At 48.8% G+C, this 18,766-nt stretch carries 16 protein-coding genes; all 16 read left to right on the forward strand.

The window, feature by feature from the left end; all coding sequences use genetic code 11:
- Positions 1–2 precede the first annotated feature (2 nt).
- The 16 genes from DWZ40_RS02010 to DWZ40_RS02085 all read left to right on the forward strand — a co-directional run bounded on the left by DWZ40_RS02010 (position 3) and on the right by DWZ40_RS02085 (position 18,735).
- Entirely contained in the window at positions 3–209 is a 207-nt protein-coding gene (locus DWZ40_RS02010) for a small, acid-soluble spore protein, alpha/beta type (protein WP_118540479.1), read from the forward strand.
- A gap of 329 nt (positions 210–538) precedes the next feature.
- Positions 539–1,687 (forward strand): cobalt-precorrin-5B (C(1))-methyltransferase CbiD, encoded by a 1,149-nt coding sequence (cbiD, locus tag DWZ40_RS02015; RefSeq protein ID WP_347560024.1) that lies wholly within the window; start codon positions 539–541, stop codon positions 1,685–1,687.
- 68 nt (positions 1,688–1,755) lie between these two features.
- On the forward strand, positions 1,756–2,898 hold the full coding sequence (locus tag DWZ40_RS02020) for a cobalt-precorrin 5A hydrolase (protein ID WP_118540481.1): 1,143 nt from the start codon (positions 1,756–1,758) through the stop codon (positions 2,896–2,898).
- 14 nt (positions 2,899–2,912) lie between these two features.
- Positions 2,913–4,415 (forward strand): precorrin-6A reductase, encoded by a 1,503-nt coding sequence (gene cobK / locus DWZ40_RS02025; protein WP_118540482.1) that lies wholly within the window; start codon positions 2,913–2,915, stop codon positions 4,413–4,415.
- On the forward strand, positions 4,412–6,439 hold the full coding sequence (locus DWZ40_RS02030) for a cobyrinate a,c-diamide synthase (protein WP_243035159.1): 2,028 nt from the start codon (positions 4,412–4,414) through the stop codon (positions 6,437–6,439). The genes cobK and DWZ40_RS02030 overlap by 4 nt, the downstream gene beginning before the upstream one ends.
- Positions 6,436–6,966, forward strand: coding sequence for a bifunctional adenosylcobinamide kinase/adenosylcobinamide-phosphate guanylyltransferase (locus tag DWZ40_RS02035; RefSeq protein WP_243035161.1), 531 nt, complete (start codon positions 6,436–6,438; stop codon positions 6,964–6,966). Before DWZ40_RS02030 ends, DWZ40_RS02035 begins: the two co-directional genes overlap by 4 nt.
- Positions 6,959–7,753, forward strand: a complete 795-nt coding sequence (locus tag DWZ40_RS02040) for an adenosylcobinamide-GDP ribazoletransferase (protein ID WP_118540483.1) — start codon at positions 6,959–6,961, stop codon at positions 7,751–7,753. The genes DWZ40_RS02035 and DWZ40_RS02040 overlap by 8 nt, the downstream gene beginning before the upstream one ends.
- 50 nt (positions 7,754–7,803) lie before the next feature.
- Complete coding sequence (locus DWZ40_RS02045) at positions 7,804–8,196, forward strand: bifunctional adenosylcobinamide kinase/adenosylcobinamide-phosphate guanylyltransferase (RefSeq protein WP_118540484.1); 393 nt, start codon at positions 7,804–7,806, stop codon at positions 8,194–8,196.
- A 59-nt stretch (positions 8,197–8,255) separates the two neighbouring features.
- The gene (cbiB, locus tag DWZ40_RS02050; protein ID WP_243035163.1) at positions 8,256–9,257 is read left to right on the forward strand and encodes an adenosylcobinamide-phosphate synthase CbiB; all 1,002 of its coding nucleotides are present in this window, start codon (positions 8,256–8,258) and stop codon (positions 9,255–9,257) included.
- A complete protein-coding gene (cobD, locus tag DWZ40_RS02055) occupies positions 9,257–10,351 on the forward strand; it encodes a threonine-phosphate decarboxylase CobD (RefSeq protein ID WP_118540485.1) in 1,095 nt (364 codons plus the stop codon). Before cbiB ends, cobD begins: the two co-directional genes overlap by 1 nt.
- Before the next feature lie 24 nt (positions 10,352–10,375).
- Positions 10,376–11,986, forward strand: coding sequence for a response regulator (locus DWZ40_RS02060; protein ID WP_118540486.1), 1,611 nt, complete (start codon positions 10,376–10,378; stop codon positions 11,984–11,986).
- Between the two features lie 12 nt (positions 11,987–11,998).
- Positions 11,999–13,792 (forward strand): sensor histidine kinase, encoded by a 1,794-nt coding sequence (locus tag DWZ40_RS02065; protein ID WP_347560032.1) that lies wholly within the window; start codon positions 11,999–12,001, stop codon positions 13,790–13,792.
- Positions 13,789–14,760 (forward strand): substrate-binding domain-containing protein, encoded by a 972-nt coding sequence (locus tag DWZ40_RS02070; protein ID WP_118540488.1) that lies wholly within the window; start codon positions 13,789–13,791, stop codon positions 14,758–14,760. Before DWZ40_RS02065 ends, DWZ40_RS02070 begins: the two co-directional genes overlap by 4 nt.
- A 13-nt stretch (positions 14,761–14,773) precedes the next feature.
- Positions 14,774–15,805, forward strand: a complete 1,032-nt coding sequence (locus DWZ40_RS02075) for a galactose ABC transporter substrate-binding protein (RefSeq protein ID WP_118540489.1) — start codon at positions 14,774–14,776, stop codon at positions 15,803–15,805.
- A gap of 151 nt (positions 15,806–15,956) precedes the next feature.
- Positions 15,957–17,069: a galactose ABC transporter substrate-binding protein gene (locus DWZ40_RS02080; protein ID WP_118540490.1), complete on the forward strand. Its 1,113-nt coding sequence runs from the start codon at positions 15,957–15,959 to the stop codon at positions 17,067–17,069.
- A gap of 154 nt (positions 17,070–17,223) precedes the next feature.
- Positions 17,224–18,735: a sugar ABC transporter ATP-binding protein gene (locus DWZ40_RS02085; protein WP_118540491.1), complete on the forward strand. Its 1,512-nt coding sequence runs from the start codon at positions 17,224–17,226 to the stop codon at positions 18,733–18,735.
- The last annotated feature ends 31 nt before the right edge of the window (positions 18,736–18,766 follow it).

Below are 18,766 nucleotides of genomic sequence, written 5' to 3' on the forward strand. Positions count from 1 at the left end.
TTTTGACTAAGAAAAAAGAACCAAAACCGATTGATGTGGAACATATGACACCGGAAGAACAGCTGAAATTTGAAATTGCAGAGGAGCTGGGGCTGGGAGACCGTGTACTGAAAGAAGGCTGGCGCTGCCTGACTTCAAAGGAAAGCGGCCGGATCGGCGGGCTGATCACAAAGCGGAAAAAGCAGATGCGGAGGGAATCGGAAACGTAACCGCGAGTTTGACGAGAGTAAATGTGCGCAAGTCTGATGCTTGTCAAACCTGTAAAAAGCAAGTATAATAAAACCGATTACAGCGCATAAAAAAGTTACTGTTGCAAATCATGCGCCTGAACGGAGAACAAGTGACAGAGAAAAGACTGAGGAATGGATACACAACCGGGACCTGTGCGGCGGCTGCGGCGAAGGCGGCGGCCGCTTTTTTTGCGCGGGCAACGAGCCAAAGTCTGTGCTTGCACGAGACCTTGGCGACTGCCGCGACAACCATGGGGAACTCACAAAGCGAGTTTCCCATAGGTGCATTGTATATCGAGGAGGCGCCAGTGGCGCGTCCGAAGACTGCGCAGGCAGATGAAGAAAAAATTACATATTCCGAATTAACGCTGCCTGGCGGCGGAAACTGCCGCATTCCGGTAATCCCATTTTTAAAAGAGGGCGAACCATTTTGTTTTGGCGTACAAAAAGATTCCGGGGATGACCCGGATGTGACGAATCAAACCCTCATATTAGCCAGTGTGAAGCCAATCAGCCGAAAAAAACTGGATACGCTGAAATCAACGGGAAGTGGATATTTCCTGGAGGAATACCCAGACCTTTATTTGAATGGCGGTCCGGGAATCGGCATAGTGACAAAACCTGGACTAAGCTGCCCGGTGGGGCATTATGCGATCAATCCGGTGCCGCGCAGCATGGTCCTGGGAGCGGTCGATGAAGTGATGCGGCAGACTGCGTATGAGGAATGTCTGCTGATTGAGATCTCGATTCCGGACGGGGAGCGGCTGGCGTCCCAGACCTTTAATCCCAAGCTTGGAATTCAGGGCGGAATTTCGGTTCTTGGCACCACTGGCATTGTCAAGCCCATGAGCGAGGAAGCACTTTTGGAGACGATCCGTCTGGAAATTCACATGAAAGCGGTAAACGGTGCAAAGGTGCTTTTAATGGCGCCGGGCAATTACGGGGAGGAGTTTTTGAAAAAAACGCTGGATGTTCCGGTCGGGAACGCAGTGCTTTGCAGCAATTTTGTGAAGTCTGCCGTGCTCATGGCGCAGGAAGAGGGCTTTCAAAATGTATTGTTCGTTGGTCACATCGGAAAACTGATCAAAGTATCGGCAGGCAGGGAGAATACGCATTCCAAGTATGGAGACGGACGCATGGAGCAGATGGCACAGCTTACGGAAACATTGGAATATCTGGAATTAAAGCAGCAGATTCTTTCCTGCAATACCACCGATGATGCTCTGGAATTGCTGAAACAACATGGAATTGCCAAAAAACTGCTGAACCTGACTGCAGAATACGTGAAGCGACAGCTGGAACAGTGGAGCGAAGGAAAAATCTGCGCGGAAGTAGTGACGTTCTCAACTGCGCACCAGATGTTTGGAACGACCACGGACTGGAAGCGTTTATTTGAGACATGGAAACGTGAACGCAGCGAAGAAACAGACCGTTGCTTCGGAACAGGGCTTTTCTGAATGGAAAAATCTGTACAATATCGTTCTGACAGCAGATGTCGTCGATTTGAAAAACGAAAGGATAGTGTATGAAGCTTGCGTTGATCGGATTTACGGGAAGAGGAGCAGAACTGGTTTCAAAACTGGTCGAAGCGTTTTGTGCGGACGGTGATTTGTGCACAGGCTACACAGGAAAGCGCGTTTGTATGGAAGAACCAAAAAGCTTATGCAGGGTAACCGGCTCTCTCTCAGACTGGACCAGGAAGCAGTTCTCGGAAATGGATGGACTGATCTTTGTCGGTGCCGCGGGAATCGCAGTCCGACTGATCGCGCCTTATCTGAAGGATAAGCTGACCGATCCGGCCGTTGTGGTAGTGGATGAGGCAGGCCATTTTGCAATTTCTCTATTGTCTGGTCATGTGGGCGGCGCAAACCATCTGGCAGAGCAGACAGCCAGAATTTTGGGGGCAATTCCTGTGGTGACGACAGCGTCTGATGTGAGAGGGCGGCATGCGATTGACGTCTGGGCGAAAGAACATCATCTGACCATCACGGACCGGAACCTGGCAAAAGAGGTTGCTGCAGCGCTGTTAGGTGGTGAAACGGTTGGCTATTTCAGCGAATATCCTTTGGAACTTCCAGATGTGACTGGATACGAGAAAAACGCGGTGCATCGTAGGAATGTGTGGATAACCTGTCACGTGAAGCCGGACGTTTTAACGGATGGGAGACAGAAGAAAAACGCGGATATTACGGGTGATGTCTTGTCTGGCGTTCCAGATGACAGCGATTTTGACATGGAAGATGCGAAGCAGTGCGAACCACTATTTTTACGTCTTGTGCCCAAATCCCTGATTCTTGGGATCGGCTGCCGGAAACAGACACTGGGGGAAGCCATTGAATTTGCCGTGCAGGAAACGCTCAGACAGGCAAATCTGGATCTTCACACAGTGGCTGCCATTGCCAGCATTGACTTAAAAAAAGAAGAAACCGGGCTATTGCAGTTGTCTGAAAAACTCGCAGTTCCTTTTATAACCTACACAAGCAGTGAACTGGAAACCGTGCAGGGAGATTTTTCGGAGTCTGGTTTTGTGCGCCAGGTGACGGGAGTTGGAAATGTTTGCGAGCGTTCCGCACTTCTTTGTGCCGGAAAAGATGCCAGACTGCTGGTGAAAAAACAGGTGTATCCGGGTGTGACCGTTGCAGTGGCTGAGGCTGCTTTTTGCGGATAGGAAGGAGAAACAGCATGGAGAAACAAAAACAAGCGCCGGTTGTCATATTTGGCGGTACGTCCGAGGGACGGGAACTGGCTGAATATGCGCAGGAATATCAGATTCCGGTTGTGGTCAGTGTGGTTTCCGGCTACGGGGAAAGTCTGCTTCAGGAAAGCGCGGTTGTACGAGTGCATACCGGTGCCTTGAAGGAAGAGGAGATGCGTGCATTTTTGCTTGAGACAGCGCCCAAACTGGTTCTGGATGCAACGCATCCTTATGCGCGGGTTGTGACAGAGCAGGTATCTTCCCTATGTGCTGCACTGCAGATCCCGTATCAGCGGATTCTGCGTGATCCCTCCCAGACTGAGCTGGAACAAAATAACCCCGCTGCAGGCCTGTTTCTGGCTGATTCGATAGAAGAGGCTGTGGAATATCTCAAGTCGGATGACCGGCCGGTGCTTTTGACAACGGGCAGCAAGGAACTGGAAAAATTTGCGTTAGACCCTGCATGCAGGGAACGGATCTATGCCAGGGTGCTTCCGGACAGTCAGGTATTAAAAAAGTGTGAGGAACTTGGAATCCGCGGAGCTCATGTGATCGCAATGCAGGGACCTTTTTCCACAGAGCTGAACACTGCTTTGCTGCGCACGGTACATGCAGGCTGGCTGGTGACCAAAGAGGCCGGAAAACGTGGCGGTTTTGCAGAAAAACTGGAAGCAGCCAGAGCGTGCGGCGTTTCCGTGATCGTGATCCGGCGACCGGTTCAGGAAGAAGGAATTTCTTTAAATGAGGCGAAGCAGCTGATGAACGCGTATCAGACTTCCAAAAGACAGGAAAAGAAAGAAAACCCTTTGCCGGATAAAACATCCGAAACTGGTGCACGCAGTCTTAGCCTCATCGGTATGGGAATGGGCGGCGGTAGACAGCTGACCCAGGAAGCTTTGGAAGTTCTCATGCAATGCGATGTCGTCTTTGGTGCTTCCCGTATGCTTCAGGATGTAAAAGAATGGATCTGCGGCAAACAGCAAGAAGCGTTTTACCAGCCGGATAAAATCCTGGACTGGCTGGAGGCACACCCTCAGGTTTCGCGTGCGGCACTCATCTGTTCCGGTGACACCGGCTTTTACAGCGGCAGCGGCAGCATGATGCGGGAAATTTATACGCGCTGGCCGCAGGAAACGACATGTCCTTATCAGGTTCAGGTTTATCCGGGGATCTCTTCGGTTTCCGCGCTGGCTGCGCGGTTCCAGATTCCCTGGGAGAATGCCTGTCTGGCCAGTGCCCATGGGCGGGACTGCGACGTGGCAGAGCTGGTAAAGAAACATAAATTGGTATTTTTGCTGCTGGACAGCAGCCAGAACTTAAAAACCATCTGTCAGACGCTGACAGCAGCGAAACTTGGAAAAACACGGATTTTTGCAGGCGTACGTATGGGATACGAAGAGGAACAGAACATCTGCGGTATTGCAGAGAAATTGACAGATCAGGAAACAGACAGTTTGACAGCAGTATTTCTGGAGCGGAATGAAGAATGAGAGATGAATGGTTTATCCGGGGAAAAATCCCCATGACAAAGAGTGAAGTGCGGTCCGTATCGGTCTCCAAGCTGGAGCTTGAGCCGGATCATATTGTCTATGATATCGGAGCCGGTACGGGTTCTGTTTCTGTGGAAATGGCGCTGCATGTGCCGAATGGACATGTGTATGCGTTTGAACAGAAGGAGGAAGGCTGTGAACTGATCCGAAATAACGCAGAAAAAGCAGGACTCAGGAATCTGACCGTGGTTGCCGGAAAAGCACCGGATTCTATGGAAGGTTACCAGCTCCCGGACCGGGTGTTTATCGGTGGAAGCGGTGGAAATTTAGGAGAGATTCTGGATTTTGTCACAAAGAAAAATCCGAATGTACAGATTGTGATCAATGTGATCGCGCTGGAAAGTCTTTCGCAGACCATGGAATGGATGAAACAGAACAAACGGGAGCCGGAGGTCATCTGCATGCAGGTGTCCAGGGCAGAAAAACGTGGCCCTTACCATATGATGCAGGCCCAGAACCCGATCTATATCATTACCATGGGACCAGAGCAAACGGAAAATAAGGAGAATAAACAAAATTGTTATCCACGTATTCTCCTTGCAGCACCCGGAAGCGGAAGTGGAAAAACCCTTATGACAGTTGGGCTGCTGACGCTGTTTCAGCGCATGGGAATTGCCTGCCGCTCCTTTAAATGTGGTCCGGATTACATCGATCCGATGTTCCATAAGTATGTGCTTGGGATTGACAGCTGCAATCTGGACAGCTTTTTCCTGCCGGAGTCCAAACTGCGGGACTTATTCGAGAGCAGGGCATCGCAGGCAGAACTTTCCGTAATCGAGGGTGTCATGGGATTTTATGACGGCATTGGCGGAAATTCCCTGGCGGCAAGTACCTATGAGGTTGCAAAGATCACAAACTCCCCGGTCATCCTGGTAGTAGACGGCAAAGGAAGCAGCCTTTCCCTGGCGGCCCAGATCAAAGGATTTCTGGATTATCGGAGGGACAGCCATATCTGCGGTGTGATCTTAAACCGTACAAACAAAATGGTTGGAGAACGCCTGCGCCCGGAGATAGAAAAGATGGGTGTGAAATATCTTGGGGCGGTTCCGGTTTGTGAGACGGTAGACATCAAGAGCCGTCATCTGGGACTGACCATGCCGGAAGAACAAAAAGATCTGCGAAAGCATTTAGCGGCATTTGCCGACCAGCTTGCCGGATGCCTGGATATGGAAGCAATTTTTGAACTTGCCGGATACCGGATGAAGGAAAACGCAAAAACAGCCGGAATGTCCATGACTGGAACTGAGAATGCATCAGAGCAATCCGAAACGCCTATTTACAAAAATGAAAATCTTTCAGATTCTGACAGAATGCAGACCTGCGGGAAAAAAGAACGTTGTGAAACAAAAAACCTGCCAAAACCAATGAAACGAATCGCGGTGGCACTGGATGAAGCTTTCTGTTTCTACTACCAGGAGAACCTGAATTTCTTAAAAGAACACGGATGGGAGATCGTTCCGTTCTCCCCACTGCACGATACCGCGCTTCCACCTTGCGTGCAGGCTATGTTACTGGGCGGCGGTTATCCAGAATTGTACGCGAAGCAGCTTTCTGAAAATACGTCTATGCTGGAAGCTCTGCAAAACGCTTCCAAAACCGGTATCCGCATTCTTGCGGAGTGCGGTGGATTTTTGTATCTGCAAAAATCACTGGAAGATGAGAAGGGCGTGGTATATCCTATGGCTGGATTACTTCCGGGCGATGGTTACCGTACGGGAAAGCTTGGCCGGTTTGGCTACATTTCCCTGGAACAAAATGGAGCATATCAGATCAGGGGGCATGAGTTCCACTATTGGGACAGTACAGCGCCGGGGGATGCATTCCGGGCAAATAAGCCGCAGTCAAATCGCGGCTGGGACTGCATGTACCAGACAGACCGGCTTCTTGCCGGTTTCCCGCACCTGTATTATTTGTCGGGCCCGGATCTGATCTTGAACTTTTTAAACGGAGAAGAAACGATATGATGCATCTGATCACCGGAGCCTCTGCAAGCGGCAAATCGGCCTATGCGGAAGAACAGCTTGTAAAGGCAGAAGGACCGGATAAATATTATCTTGCAACCATGCGTGCCTGGGGCGCAGAGGGGGAAACGAGAGTCAAAAAGCACCGCGCCATGCGGGAAGGAAAAGGGTTTGAGACGATCGAAGCCTTTCACACCCTGAACCAGGTAAAGCTTCCGGGAAACGGCAGTCTGATGCTGGAGTGTATGTCAAATCTTCTGGCAAATGAGCAGTTTGAGATTGGCGGAACCGATGAGGAGATTCTGGAACGCATTCAGGCGGGAATCCAGAATTTGGAAGCGCAGACGAAAGATCTGGTGATCGTGACAAATGAGATCTTTTCAGACGGATGCAGCTACGATGCGGATACCCTCCGCTATATCCGTCTTTTAGGAACCTTAAATATCTGGCTGGCAAAGCAGGCTTCCCTGGTCACGGAAGTGGTCTATGGAATTCCCATCCGGCAGAAAGGAGCGCGGGAGCATGCGTGAAAAGAACAAGACATTGCCGTCCATCCTGGAAAGCTTTGTGATCGCGTTTTCCATGTATTCGCGGATCCCGATGCCATTTATCGAGTGGAGTGAGCGCGGCATGAAATATGCCTTTTGCTTTTTCCCGCTGATCGGAGCCGTGATCGGTTTTATCATGAACTTATATGTGTTTGCTGCACGGGCAGCAGGCCTTGGAATACTGGCCTTTTCTTTGCTTGGAACCGCAATCCCGCTTCTAATCACCGGAGGCATCCACATGGATGGTTTTTTAGATGTGACCGATGCAAGAAGCTCCTTTTTAAGCCGGGAGCGGAAGCTGGAAATTTTAAAAGATCCGCATGCAGGCGCATTTGCGATCGCAGGCTGCGGTGTGTATCTGCTGCTTTATGCCGCGGCGTTTTCCGAACTTGGAAACTCTGCCTTTCCTGCGATTGCCGGAATCTATGTGGTCACCAGGTCGTTAAGTGGTCTTTCTGTCCTGTGCTTTCCGAAAGCACGAAAGGACGGACTTGCGGCAACTTTTGCAAAGGGAACCGGAAGCGGATCGCCGGTTGTAAAGGCGGTCCTGACGGGATGGCTTCTTGCCGGAATCTTATTTTTCCTGGCAACAGCAGGCGTGCTCCCAACTGCGATCATCATGGCTGCGGCGGCACTGGTCTTTTTCTGGTACCATCATATGGCGTTAACGGAATTTGGTGGAACGACTGGCGATCTGGCCGGTTATTTTCTGCAGACAGCAGAGTTGGTTATGATAGCGGCACTGGCTGTATGCAGTCATATCTGGTAACATGATTGAAAAAGAAAGGCAAAGACGATCCGTCTGGAGGGGAGAATCGCATGATCCTGATCATTGGAGGAAGATTTCAGGGAAAGAAAGCGTTTGCAGAGCAGATATGCAAAGAGAAAAAAGAACATCATAGTCAGAACGCTGGCGGAAAAATAGCAGATGCACTGGAAAAAACAGGACCGCGAATCCAGGTTTTGCCGGATTTTCATCTTCAGGTCCGAAAAGCCCTGGCGGCGGGCGAAGACCCAGACAGCATGACACGCAAGCTTCTGGAAAATCCGCCCGAGGTAATCACGCTGGATGAGGTGGGATGTGGAATCGTGCCCATCGAGCGGGAAGAACGCATCTACCGGGAGGCGGTGGGACGTGCCGGACAACTGCTCGCTGCCCGGGCAGAAAAAGTATACCGGGTTCAATGCGGCATTGCGGTCCGGATCAAATAAGGGCTAAGCAGTAATCGAAAAACTGTAAAAATGAAACTGTAGAGAAGGAAACAAACAACATGATACTCAGAAATCTCTGGATGGAATATGCAGCTGCGGTCTGTATTGGTTTTTTATTCGATTTTATTGTGGGAGACCCTCACGGGCTCTGGCATCCGGTCTGCGGGATTGGAAAGCTGATCTCGCGAATGGAAAAACAACTTCGGAAAAAGGTGCCGAATCAGCCGAAAAGTCTGCTCCTTGCCGGTGCGGCGCTTGCCGTGACGGTTCCCTGTGTGACCGTTGTAATCACAGCGCTGATCCTGCTTCTGGCCGGTTTGATCCATCCATATTTCCAGTTTGCCGTGATGTGCCTGCTAGACGGGTGGATTCTGGCGGCAAGATCACTAAAAACAGAGAGTATGAACGTATACAAAGAACTGAAAACAGGAGATTTAGACCGTGCACGCTATGCGGTATCCATGATCGTTGGACGGGATACCGAGGACCTGACTGCGGAGGGCGTGACCAAGGCAGCCGTGGAGACGGTTGCGGAAAATGCTTCCGACGGCGTGATCGCGCCACTATGCTTTTTGTTTCTCGCCGGTCCGGTTGGCGGATTTTTTTATAAGGCTGTGAATACCATGGATTCCATGGTGGGCTATAAAAACGAAAAATATCTGTATTTTGGACGTGCGGCAGCAAAGCTAGATGATCTGATGAACTGGATTCCTTCCAGGCTGACCGGTCTTTTGTTTACAGTGGCAGCCTTTCTGCTGCCTGGGATGAACGGAAAAGAAGCATTTGTGATCTGGCGACGGGACCGCAGAAACCATAAAAGTCCGAATTCAGCCCAGTCGGAATCGGCCTGTGCCGGGGCACTGGGAGTCCAGCTGGCAGGGGATGCCTGGTATTTTGGAAAGCGGAACCATAAACCGACCATAGGGGATGCGCACCGCCCGGTGGAACCGGAGGATATTGTGCGTGCCAACCGTCTGATGTATCTGGCCTCGGTTCTGGCACTTCTTGCCGGAACCGGTCTGATCACTTTGCTTAAGATACTGACAGGAGGATTGGTGTAATGGAGCCACACAAAGCATTGGGACACGGCGGGGACGTTTACCGCAATCCGGTAAGCCATGATTTTTCCATCAATTTAAATCCGCTTGGGATGCCAGAAAAGGTTAAGGACTTCCTGAGAGATTCGGTAGACGGGTGGGGCAGGTATCCGGATCCGGAGTGTGAAGCATTACGAAATGCATTGGCAGAGTACCACCATGTACCTGCAGAGTGGATTCTTTGCGCCAACGGTGCTGCAGACCTGATCTTTCAGGTGGTGCGGATCCTGGCACCGAAAAAGGCCTTGCTGCTTACTCCGTCGTTCTCGGAATACAGACAGGCATTGACTGCGGTGGGCTGTGAAATCGAAACACTTCCCATGAAACAGGAACAGCAGTTTCAGCCAGACATCGAAGCAGTTTTAAAACAGATCACGCCCCAAACCGATCTTTTGTTTTTCTGCAATCCCAATAATCCAACTGGCCATGCAGTGCCTGTTTCTATCGTAAAGAAGCTTGCTGACCGCTGCCGCCAGACGAAAACCTGGCTTCTTTTGGATGAGTGCTTCTGTGAACTGATGGAACAACCAGAAAACTTTTGTATGCTGCCAGTGGTCGGTGACTATGAAAACCTGGTGATTTTACGGGCATTTACGAAGACATATGCCATGGCGGGACTTCGTCTGGGATATGCGGTGTCATCATCCAGTGCGCTGCTTCAAAAGATCCGGCAGGAACGTCAGCCCTGGAGTGTGTCGGTTCCGGCCCAGGAAGCAGGAGTCGCAGCACTGAAAGAACAGGCGTATTTAAAGCAGGCAAGAACGCTGATTGAGACAGAGCGCACGTGGCTGATTTGCCAGTTACAAAAACTGGGATTCACGGTATTTGAGTCAGACAGTAATTTTATTTTGTTTTATAGAAAAGAAAAGGATCCTGGAGAATTGTTCCAGGCCTGCCTGAGACGGAAAATCCTGCTTCGCGACTGCAGCAATTTTGATGGCCTGACATCAGGCTATTACCGGATCTGTGTGGGAATACCGGAAGAAAACAGGTTTTTGATCCGGAATCTGAGGGAAATTATGGATGAAAAGGAATCCTGTCGGAATACGGGAAAGTGACAAAATATAAAGGAGAGACAGGCTATGAGTTTATACCGGATCATCCTGGTGGATGACGAAGAAGAGGTACGCAAAGGCATCATACGAAAAATTGACTGGAACCATTTGGGATTTGATGTAGTGGGCGATGCGGAGAATGGGGCAGAAGCGCTGGAGCAGATCGAACAGCTGGAACCAGAAGTGGTCATGACAGATATCCGCATGCCCTTTATGGACGGACTGACTTTAACAGAGAGGATCCGCCAGAAATATCCTTCCATGAAAGTGCTGATCTTTTCCGGCTTCGATGATTTTGAATATGCCCAGCAGGCAATTAAACTGAACGTGACAGAGTACATACTAAAGCCGGTGAACGTAGAAGAACTTTCGGAGATTCTGACACGGGTAAAACAGAATCTGGATGAGGAAATCTGCCAGCGGCGCGATGCGGCACTTTTGCAGGAAAGTTACCGGAAAAGCCTCCCGATCTTGAGAGAAGTGTTTTTAAATGACCTGGTGCGCGGCACTGCAAATGCCAGTTTGATCGAAGAAAAATTAAGAGAATACAATGTGGACATTCTGCATTCACAAAAATGGATCACGGCTTTGCTGCATATTGAGGCAGAAAATACAGATCGTCCAGCCGCCCTGCAGAAGGAGCTGGTGCCAATTTCCGTGCGCCAGATCGCAGAAGATCATTTAAAAGAGTATTGCCGTTTCACGATGTTTAACTCTTCAGCAGGAATGACCCTGATCGCGGCAATCGATGAAAACAATTCCCAGACCGGCCTCTTAGACCATTTGGGGGACATTTGCAAAGAATGCAGAAGAATCCTGGATGTGACAGTGACCATTGCTGTGGGACACAGCTGTCAGGATTTGTCCGAGATCAGCCGGATCTACCAGTCATCCGTGGATGCTCTGGGTTATAAGACCATTGTAGGAACCGGACAGACAATCTACATCAACGATGTGGAACCGGTAAGCCGCGGAAAGCTGAAATTCGATAATACAGACGAAAATGATTTTGTCACAGCCGTAAAATTCGGTCCTCAGGAAAAAATCACGGAAACGATTCAAAAACTGATGGCACGTATGGACGATGCAAAGGTCCATGCCAGACAGCAGCAGCTTTATATGCTGTCTCTTTTTAACTGTGTTACCAGGCTGATGCAGCAGTATGATCTGACGACCCGGGAGATTTTTGATACGGAAACGCAGTATATGGATATTCCTTCCACAATCGGAAAACCGGAAGAATTTGAAAACGGGCTTTTGCAAGTTTGTTTCCGGATCCATGAAAGCTTAAACCGGGAACGCGACAATACCACCAAAAAAGTAATCCTGGAAGCGAGACAGTATATCGAAAGCCATTATCAGGACCCGTCTCTCTCCGTTGAGATGATCTGCCGGGAACTGCACATGAGTCCGGCATACTTTTCCACGATGTTCCGCAAGGTGACCGGACAGACCTACATTGCTTATCTGACAGAAGTACGTCTCCAGAAAGCGGTGGAACTGCTCAACGAGACGGATGATAAGACGTATGTGATCGCCCAGAAAGTGGGATATCAGGAACAAAATTATTTTAGCTATGTATTCAAAAAACGGTTTGGAATTTCGCCAACCAAATACCGGGGAACGCAAAGCAGTTAAAGGAGAAACATGATGTTAAAAAAGAAATGGTCTGATCTGCCTGGCCGCGTCAGCATCCGCTCTACCATTTATCTGTATTTTACGATCAGCGCCCTGACTGCCCTGATCCTCATGGGAATTTCCTTTTACGGACGTCTTGTCAACCAGATGACAGCAGCGATCCAGGAAGAAAACCAGACGATGCTGGCACAGGTCAACCATTCCGTGGATTCCTACCTTCGTACCATTATGAAGCTGTCAGATTCCCTGTATTACGATGTCATCAAAAATGCAGATCTGTCGCAGGAAAGCATTCACTCAGAAATGAATCTTCTATATGACAGTAACCGGGATTATGTCTCCAATATTGCATTATTTTCCAAAAACGGGGCACTCATCGATACCGTACCGGCAGCCCGGCTGAAAACGGGACTTGATGTAAGCAAAGAAGACTGGTTTCCTGAAACACTGGAGCGAACCGAAAACCTGCATTTTTCTACACCGCATGTACAATATATTTTTGACAGCGACGAAAATCAGTATACCTGGGTTATTACCATGACCCGTGCGGTAGAACTCACAAAAGGAGTATCTACCGAACAGGGTATTTTGCTGATTGATATTACCTACGGAAGTTTAAAACAGCTTCTGGACAGCATTTCCATGGGAAATCACGGCTATCTGTACATGATCAGCTCCGGTGGACAGCTGATCTATCATCCGCAGATGCAGCTGATCGATGCGGGACAGATGGAAGAAAACTTAAAAGCCGCCGAAACTTACCGTGACGGGAATTACCGGGAATCCTATCAGGGCGAAATCCGCGATGTTACGGTAAAGTCTGTCGGCTATACCGGCTGGAAGCTGGTTGGTGTTACACCAGAGCAGGACAGTTATCTCAATACCCTGAAAACAAAGCTCTTCATGTTTTTTCTGGTCGGACTCTTTTTATTTATGCTGATGATCATCAACTCCTCGATTTCCTCCCACATTACAATACCGATCCGGGAACTGGAAAAATCCGTCAATGCCTTGGAAGCCGGAAATCTGGATGTGGAAGTATACCAGGGCGGTTCTTACGAAATCCGACACCTTGGCCGTTCGATCGGTGATATGGCAAGACAGATCAAGATACTAATGCAGGATATTGTTGCGGAACATGAATCCAAGCGAAAGAGCGAATTCGATACCCTGCAGTCCCAGATCAATCCGCATTTTCTTTATAATACCCTGGACATCATTGTCTGGATGATCGAAAATGAGCAGAAATCAGAGGCAGTCAAGGTTGTAACTGCACTGGCACGTTTTTTCCGTATCAGCTTAAGCAAGGGAAAAAGTATCATTCCAGTGCGGGATGAACTGGAACATGTGCGCAATTATCTTATGATCCAGCAGATGCGGTTTAAGAATAAATTTACTTATCAGATTGATGCAGATCCAGAAGTACTTGGAATGGCAAGCTTAAAACTGATGCTTCAGCCTCTCGTTGAAAATGCCATTTATCATGGAATGGAATTTAAAGATGGAGACGGGCTCATTGAGATCCGTGCAGAACGGAAAGAAGATGGATTGTGCTTTACGGTTCAGGATAACGGACTTGGCATGACAGAGGAACAGGTTGACAGTCTTTTGACTGAGCACGCGCATGTCTCCTCCAAACGAGGTTCCGGAATCGGAGTTAAAAATGTGAATGAACGGATCCGGCTGTATTTCGGAAACGAATACGGTCTTCGGATTGAATCAGAACCAGATGAAGGGACGATCATTCATATTCATCTTCCGGCAGTGGACTACCGGGAAATCCAGGAAAAGGAGAGAAGACCATGAAAAAACGCGAGAACCTGGTTCTGACCGGTCTGGGTATCATATTGATTATATTATATCTGCTTTCCTCCACGGATCTGATCATCAAAGAGCGGAAAACGGAAATCTATCCGGTTTCCGTAATCCTGGATGATACAACCGATGAATTTTGTCAGAATTTCAAAAAAGGTGTGGACCGGGCAGCCATCGAACTGAATGCAGATGTAAGCCTGATCACTCTGTATGAGGGCGGCGATGGCGAACAGCAGATTGAACGACTGGCAAGGGAACAGCAGGATGACGCAAAAGCACTGATCGTTATGCCGGTATCGGAGAATGTGCTGGAAGATGCACTGGCACAAAAACGGCTCCAGATTCCGCTGGTTCTGGTGAACGCTGCGCTTCCAAGAGATAAAGTATCTTCGGTGGTGATGACAGACCATGATGCAATGGGACGTAAACTTGCAGAACAGGTACTTACCCGGCACGGAACAGAAGTTCCGTATTTCCTGTTTGACACTGGCAAGGAATCTGCTGCGAAACATCATTTTCAGGATGGAGTCGAGAATGTGCTGCAGACAAACGGGTGCATCGTTAAAAAAATAGAACGTCATGGAGATGGAAGTTTTCGAAAAGCAATTGAAGAACTGGTATACCCGGATTCTTCCAGGGCGGTGATTGTTGCGCTGGATTCGGAATCGCTTCTGGAAACCGCACAGATCCTTGCAGACAGCAGTGTTTATCTGGAACATGTCGAAGGGCTTTATGGACGAGGAACTTCTACCACGCTTTTGAATTATCTGGACCGTGGCGTCATAGACGGGCTTTGTGTTACCGATGATTTCAGTACCGGATACTTAAGTGTAAAACGGGCTGTGGAAATTCTGGCAAACCAGAAACTGACGGAAGAAACGATACTGGACAGTTATTATATCGAAAGAAACGACCTGCGCAGTCCGGAGTTTGAAAAGATGCTTTATCCCATTGAGTAGGAGGTTGATACGCATGAACGTAAATAGCAAAAAGACAACTGCTGCATTACTTGGGCTGTTTCTCACAAGCAGTCTTCTTTCCGGCTGCCAGACCGGTAACACTCCGGAAAAGAAAAATGCGATCCGTATTGGCGTCAGCCTGTACCGGGCAGACGATACCTTTATCAGCAATATCCGCGCGGAGCTGGAAAAACGGGCAAAAGCATATGAACAGGAAACTGGTATCAAGGTAACTTTGGACATTCAGGACGCCAAAGGAAATCAGTATACCCAGAATAAGCAGGTAGAACGCTTTGTTTCTCTGGGGTGTGATGCACTGTGCATCAATCCGGTTGACCGGACCACCTCCTCTGGTATCATCGATCCGGCTATGGCTGCCGATATTCCGGTAGTCTTTTTTAACCGGCAGCCGGTGGAAGAGGATATGGACCGCTGGGACAAGCTTTACTATGTCGGTGCGGATGCCAAGGAATCGGCTGTGCTGGAAGCAGAAATCGTGGCAGAGCAGTATGAGAAAGATCCGGCATTCCTTGATAAAAACGGAGACGGAGTGATCAGCTACGTTCTCCTGGAGGGAGAAAGCAATCATCAGGATTCCCTGATCCGTACGGAATGGTCTGTCCAGACTTTAAAAGACCGGAATGTACCAATTGAAAAAGTAACAGGCGGTATTGCAAACTGGGAACGTTCGCAGGCATCCGCCATGATGGAACAGTGGCTGTCTTCCTATCCGGATAAAATCGAACTGGTGATCAGTAATAACGATGATATGGCCCTTGGCGCCATCGATGCGATGGAACGTGCAGGAGCCAACCGGATCCGTGTGGTTGGAATTGATGGAACAACTCCGGGACTGGATGCAGTAAAAAGCGGAAAGATGCTTGGCACAGTGTCCTCAGATAAAAGCGGCTATGCAGATGCAATCTTTACCATTGCAGCATCCGCCGGATTGGGTGAACCAATCCCAGAGAAAATCAGCCTAAACGGAGAAAAATACTACTGGACCAGGCAGAATCATGTCACAAAAGACAATATAAATCCTTAAAAAATTGTAGAATCGAAAAAATTCCATAATGCTGAAAAGAAAATCCTATGGAAAACTGCACAATCCGCCGCTATAATGAGCTTGTCAGATGGAGAAAGTAAACAAAAACTTACAAATTATGACAATTTTATTTAAAGGGAGGATTTACATCATGAGATTAACAAAGAAAGTAACCGCTATGGCAATGGCATCCTGCATGATCCTGTCTATGACAGCATGCGGCGGAAGCAAACCGGCAGAGACTACTGCAGCTGCAACTGAGGCAGCAACGACCGAAGCTGCAAAAGAAGCAGAGACCACTGCAGAAGCAGTAAAAGAAGCTGCAGGCGGCGACTATGCAGACAAAAAAGTCGGCATTTCCATTTACAAATTCGATGATAACTTTATGACTCTGTACCGTACCGAGTTAGAGAGATACTTAACTGAGGATCTTGGCTTTAAGAAAGAGAACATCACCGTTCAGGATGGTAAGGGCGATCAGGCAGAGCAGACCAACCAGATCCAGAACTTCATCGCTTCCGGCGTTGACGTTATGATCTTAAACCTGGTTCAGTCTTCTTCCGCACCGCAGGTTACCGATATGTGTAAAGATGCTGGAATCCCGGTTGTTTACATCAACCGTGAGCCGGATTCCGCAGAGGAAGAGAGATGGGCTTCCGACGGTATCAATGCTACTTACGTCGGTGCAGACGCAAGACAGTCTGGTACTTATCAGGGTGAAGAAATCCTTGAGACTGCAAACAAAGGTGATATCAACGGCGATGGCAAAGTAAGCTACATCATGGTTCAGGGCGATCCGGAGAACGTAGATGCCCAGTACAGAACCGAGTATTCCATCAAAGCTCTGACCGATGCAGGTGTTGAGGTTGAAGAGCTTCTGCTCCAGAGAGGTGACTGGGATCAGGCTAAAGGCCAGCAGATCGTTCAGGATGCATTAACCCAGTTCGGCGACAAGATCGAGGTTGTTTTCTGTAACAACGATGCAATGGCACTCGGTGCTCTGCAGGCAATCGATGCAGCAGGCAGAAAAGTAAATGAGGATATCTACCTGGTAGGTGTAGATGCTCTGACCGAGGCAGTTCAGAATATCACCGATGGCAAGATGACCGGTACCGTATTTAACGATTACATTGGTCAGGCTAAGACTGCAGCTGATATGGCTGTCAAATACTTAGACGGTGAGTCTGTTGATCCGGTTAACATGGTTGACTATGTAAAGGTTACCCCGGACAACGCAGCAGACATTCTTGACATCATCAAATAGTCAGACTCTGGCCTGTAATTAACAGTGATTCATCTTTCGGGTGTGTCGTCTGACACACCCGATTTTTAAAGAAATGCAAACGGCCGCAGAAAACGCAGCCGCATGCAGAAAACGGCTGAAAAAGCCGGTACGGAGTCAGAAAGGAGAGAATGGGATGGCAGAGTACAGGTTGGAAATGAAGGGAGTCTGCAAAAGCTTCCCGGGTGTAAAAGCCCTCGACGGCATCAACTTAAGAGTCCGTCCCGGTACCGTCCATGCGTTAATGGGGGAGAACGGAGCCGGAAAATCTACCCTAATGAAATGTTTATTTGGCATCTATAAAATGGATGAAGGTGAAATTTATCTGGATGGAGAGAAAATGACGATCTTAAATCCAGATGACGCTTTACATAAAGGACTGGCCATGGTTCATCAGGAACTGCAGCCGATCCCGGAGAGAACGATCGCAGAGAATATGTATCTGGGCCGTTATCCGCTAAAAAGCTTTGGTCCGTTAAAGATCATTGATCATAAGACCATGAACGAGGAAGCAGCCAAGTGGCTGGACAATGTGAAAATGCCTTACGATCCGAAGGCAAAACTGGGATCTCTTTCCATTGCACAGATGCAGTCCGTAGAGATCGCCAAGGCAGTATCCATGAGTGCGAAAGTTGTGATTCTGGATGAGCCGACATCATCTCTTACCGATAATGAGGTAGAGGCGCTGTTCCGCATCATTCGGGATCTTAAATCCAGAGGCGTTTCCATGATCTACATCTCCCACAAGATGGCTGAGATCCGTGAAATTGCCGATGATATTACCATCATGCGTGATGGTACTTATGTAGGGACCTGGGAGGTCAAAGACATCAGTGACGATGAAATTGTCCGCCAGATGGTAGGTCGTGAACTCACCAATGTTTATCCTCCAATGGAAAATACCATTCAGGACGAAGTGGTGCTGGAGGTAAAAGACCTCTGCAGCATCCATGAGCGTTCTTTCCAGCATATCAGTTTCCAGTTAAAGAAGGGCGAGATCCTTGGCTTCGGCGGTCTGGTTGGAGCCCAGAGAACAGAGCTGATGGAAGCAATCTTCGGTATGCGCCATGTTAAGAGCGGAGAGGTCCTGGTTCACGGAAAACCAATCCAGGTATCCAGACCGCGTGATGCCATCAAAGATGGTATCGGAATGATCACAGAGGACCGCCGTGGCACCGGTATCCTTGGATGCCTTTCCATCGCGGACAACGTATCCATTTCCTCCCTTAACAACTACTTAAAGGTCGGACCGATGCTTGACATCGGAAAGATTGAAGAGCTTGTTAAGGAAAATGTAGCAAAACTGAGTATCAAGACTCCGAGCAGCAAGACACTGATCCAGTCTCTTTCCGGTGGTAACCAGCAGAAGGTGATTATTGCAAGATGGCTGGCAAACAACCCGGACGTGCTGATCATGGATGAGCCGACCAGAGGTATCGATGTCGGCGCGAAGTACGAGATCTACCAGATCATGATCGAACTGACAAGACAGGGCAAATCTATCATCATGATTTCCTCTGAAATGCCGGAGTTAATCGGTATGTCACACCGGATCCTGGTTATGTGTGCTGGAAAATTGACCGGTGAGGTCTCCGGTGAGGAAGCAACTCAGGAAAATATCATGAGTATGGCTACTCAGTTCAACTAATCACAGTCAGTCTTTCGTTTCATAGGAAATT

The sequence above is a fragment of the Clostridium sp. AF32-12BH genome, from assembly GCF_003477935.1.
GTDB lineage: Bacteria > Bacillota > Clostridia > Lachnospirales > Lachnospiraceae > Brotaphodocola.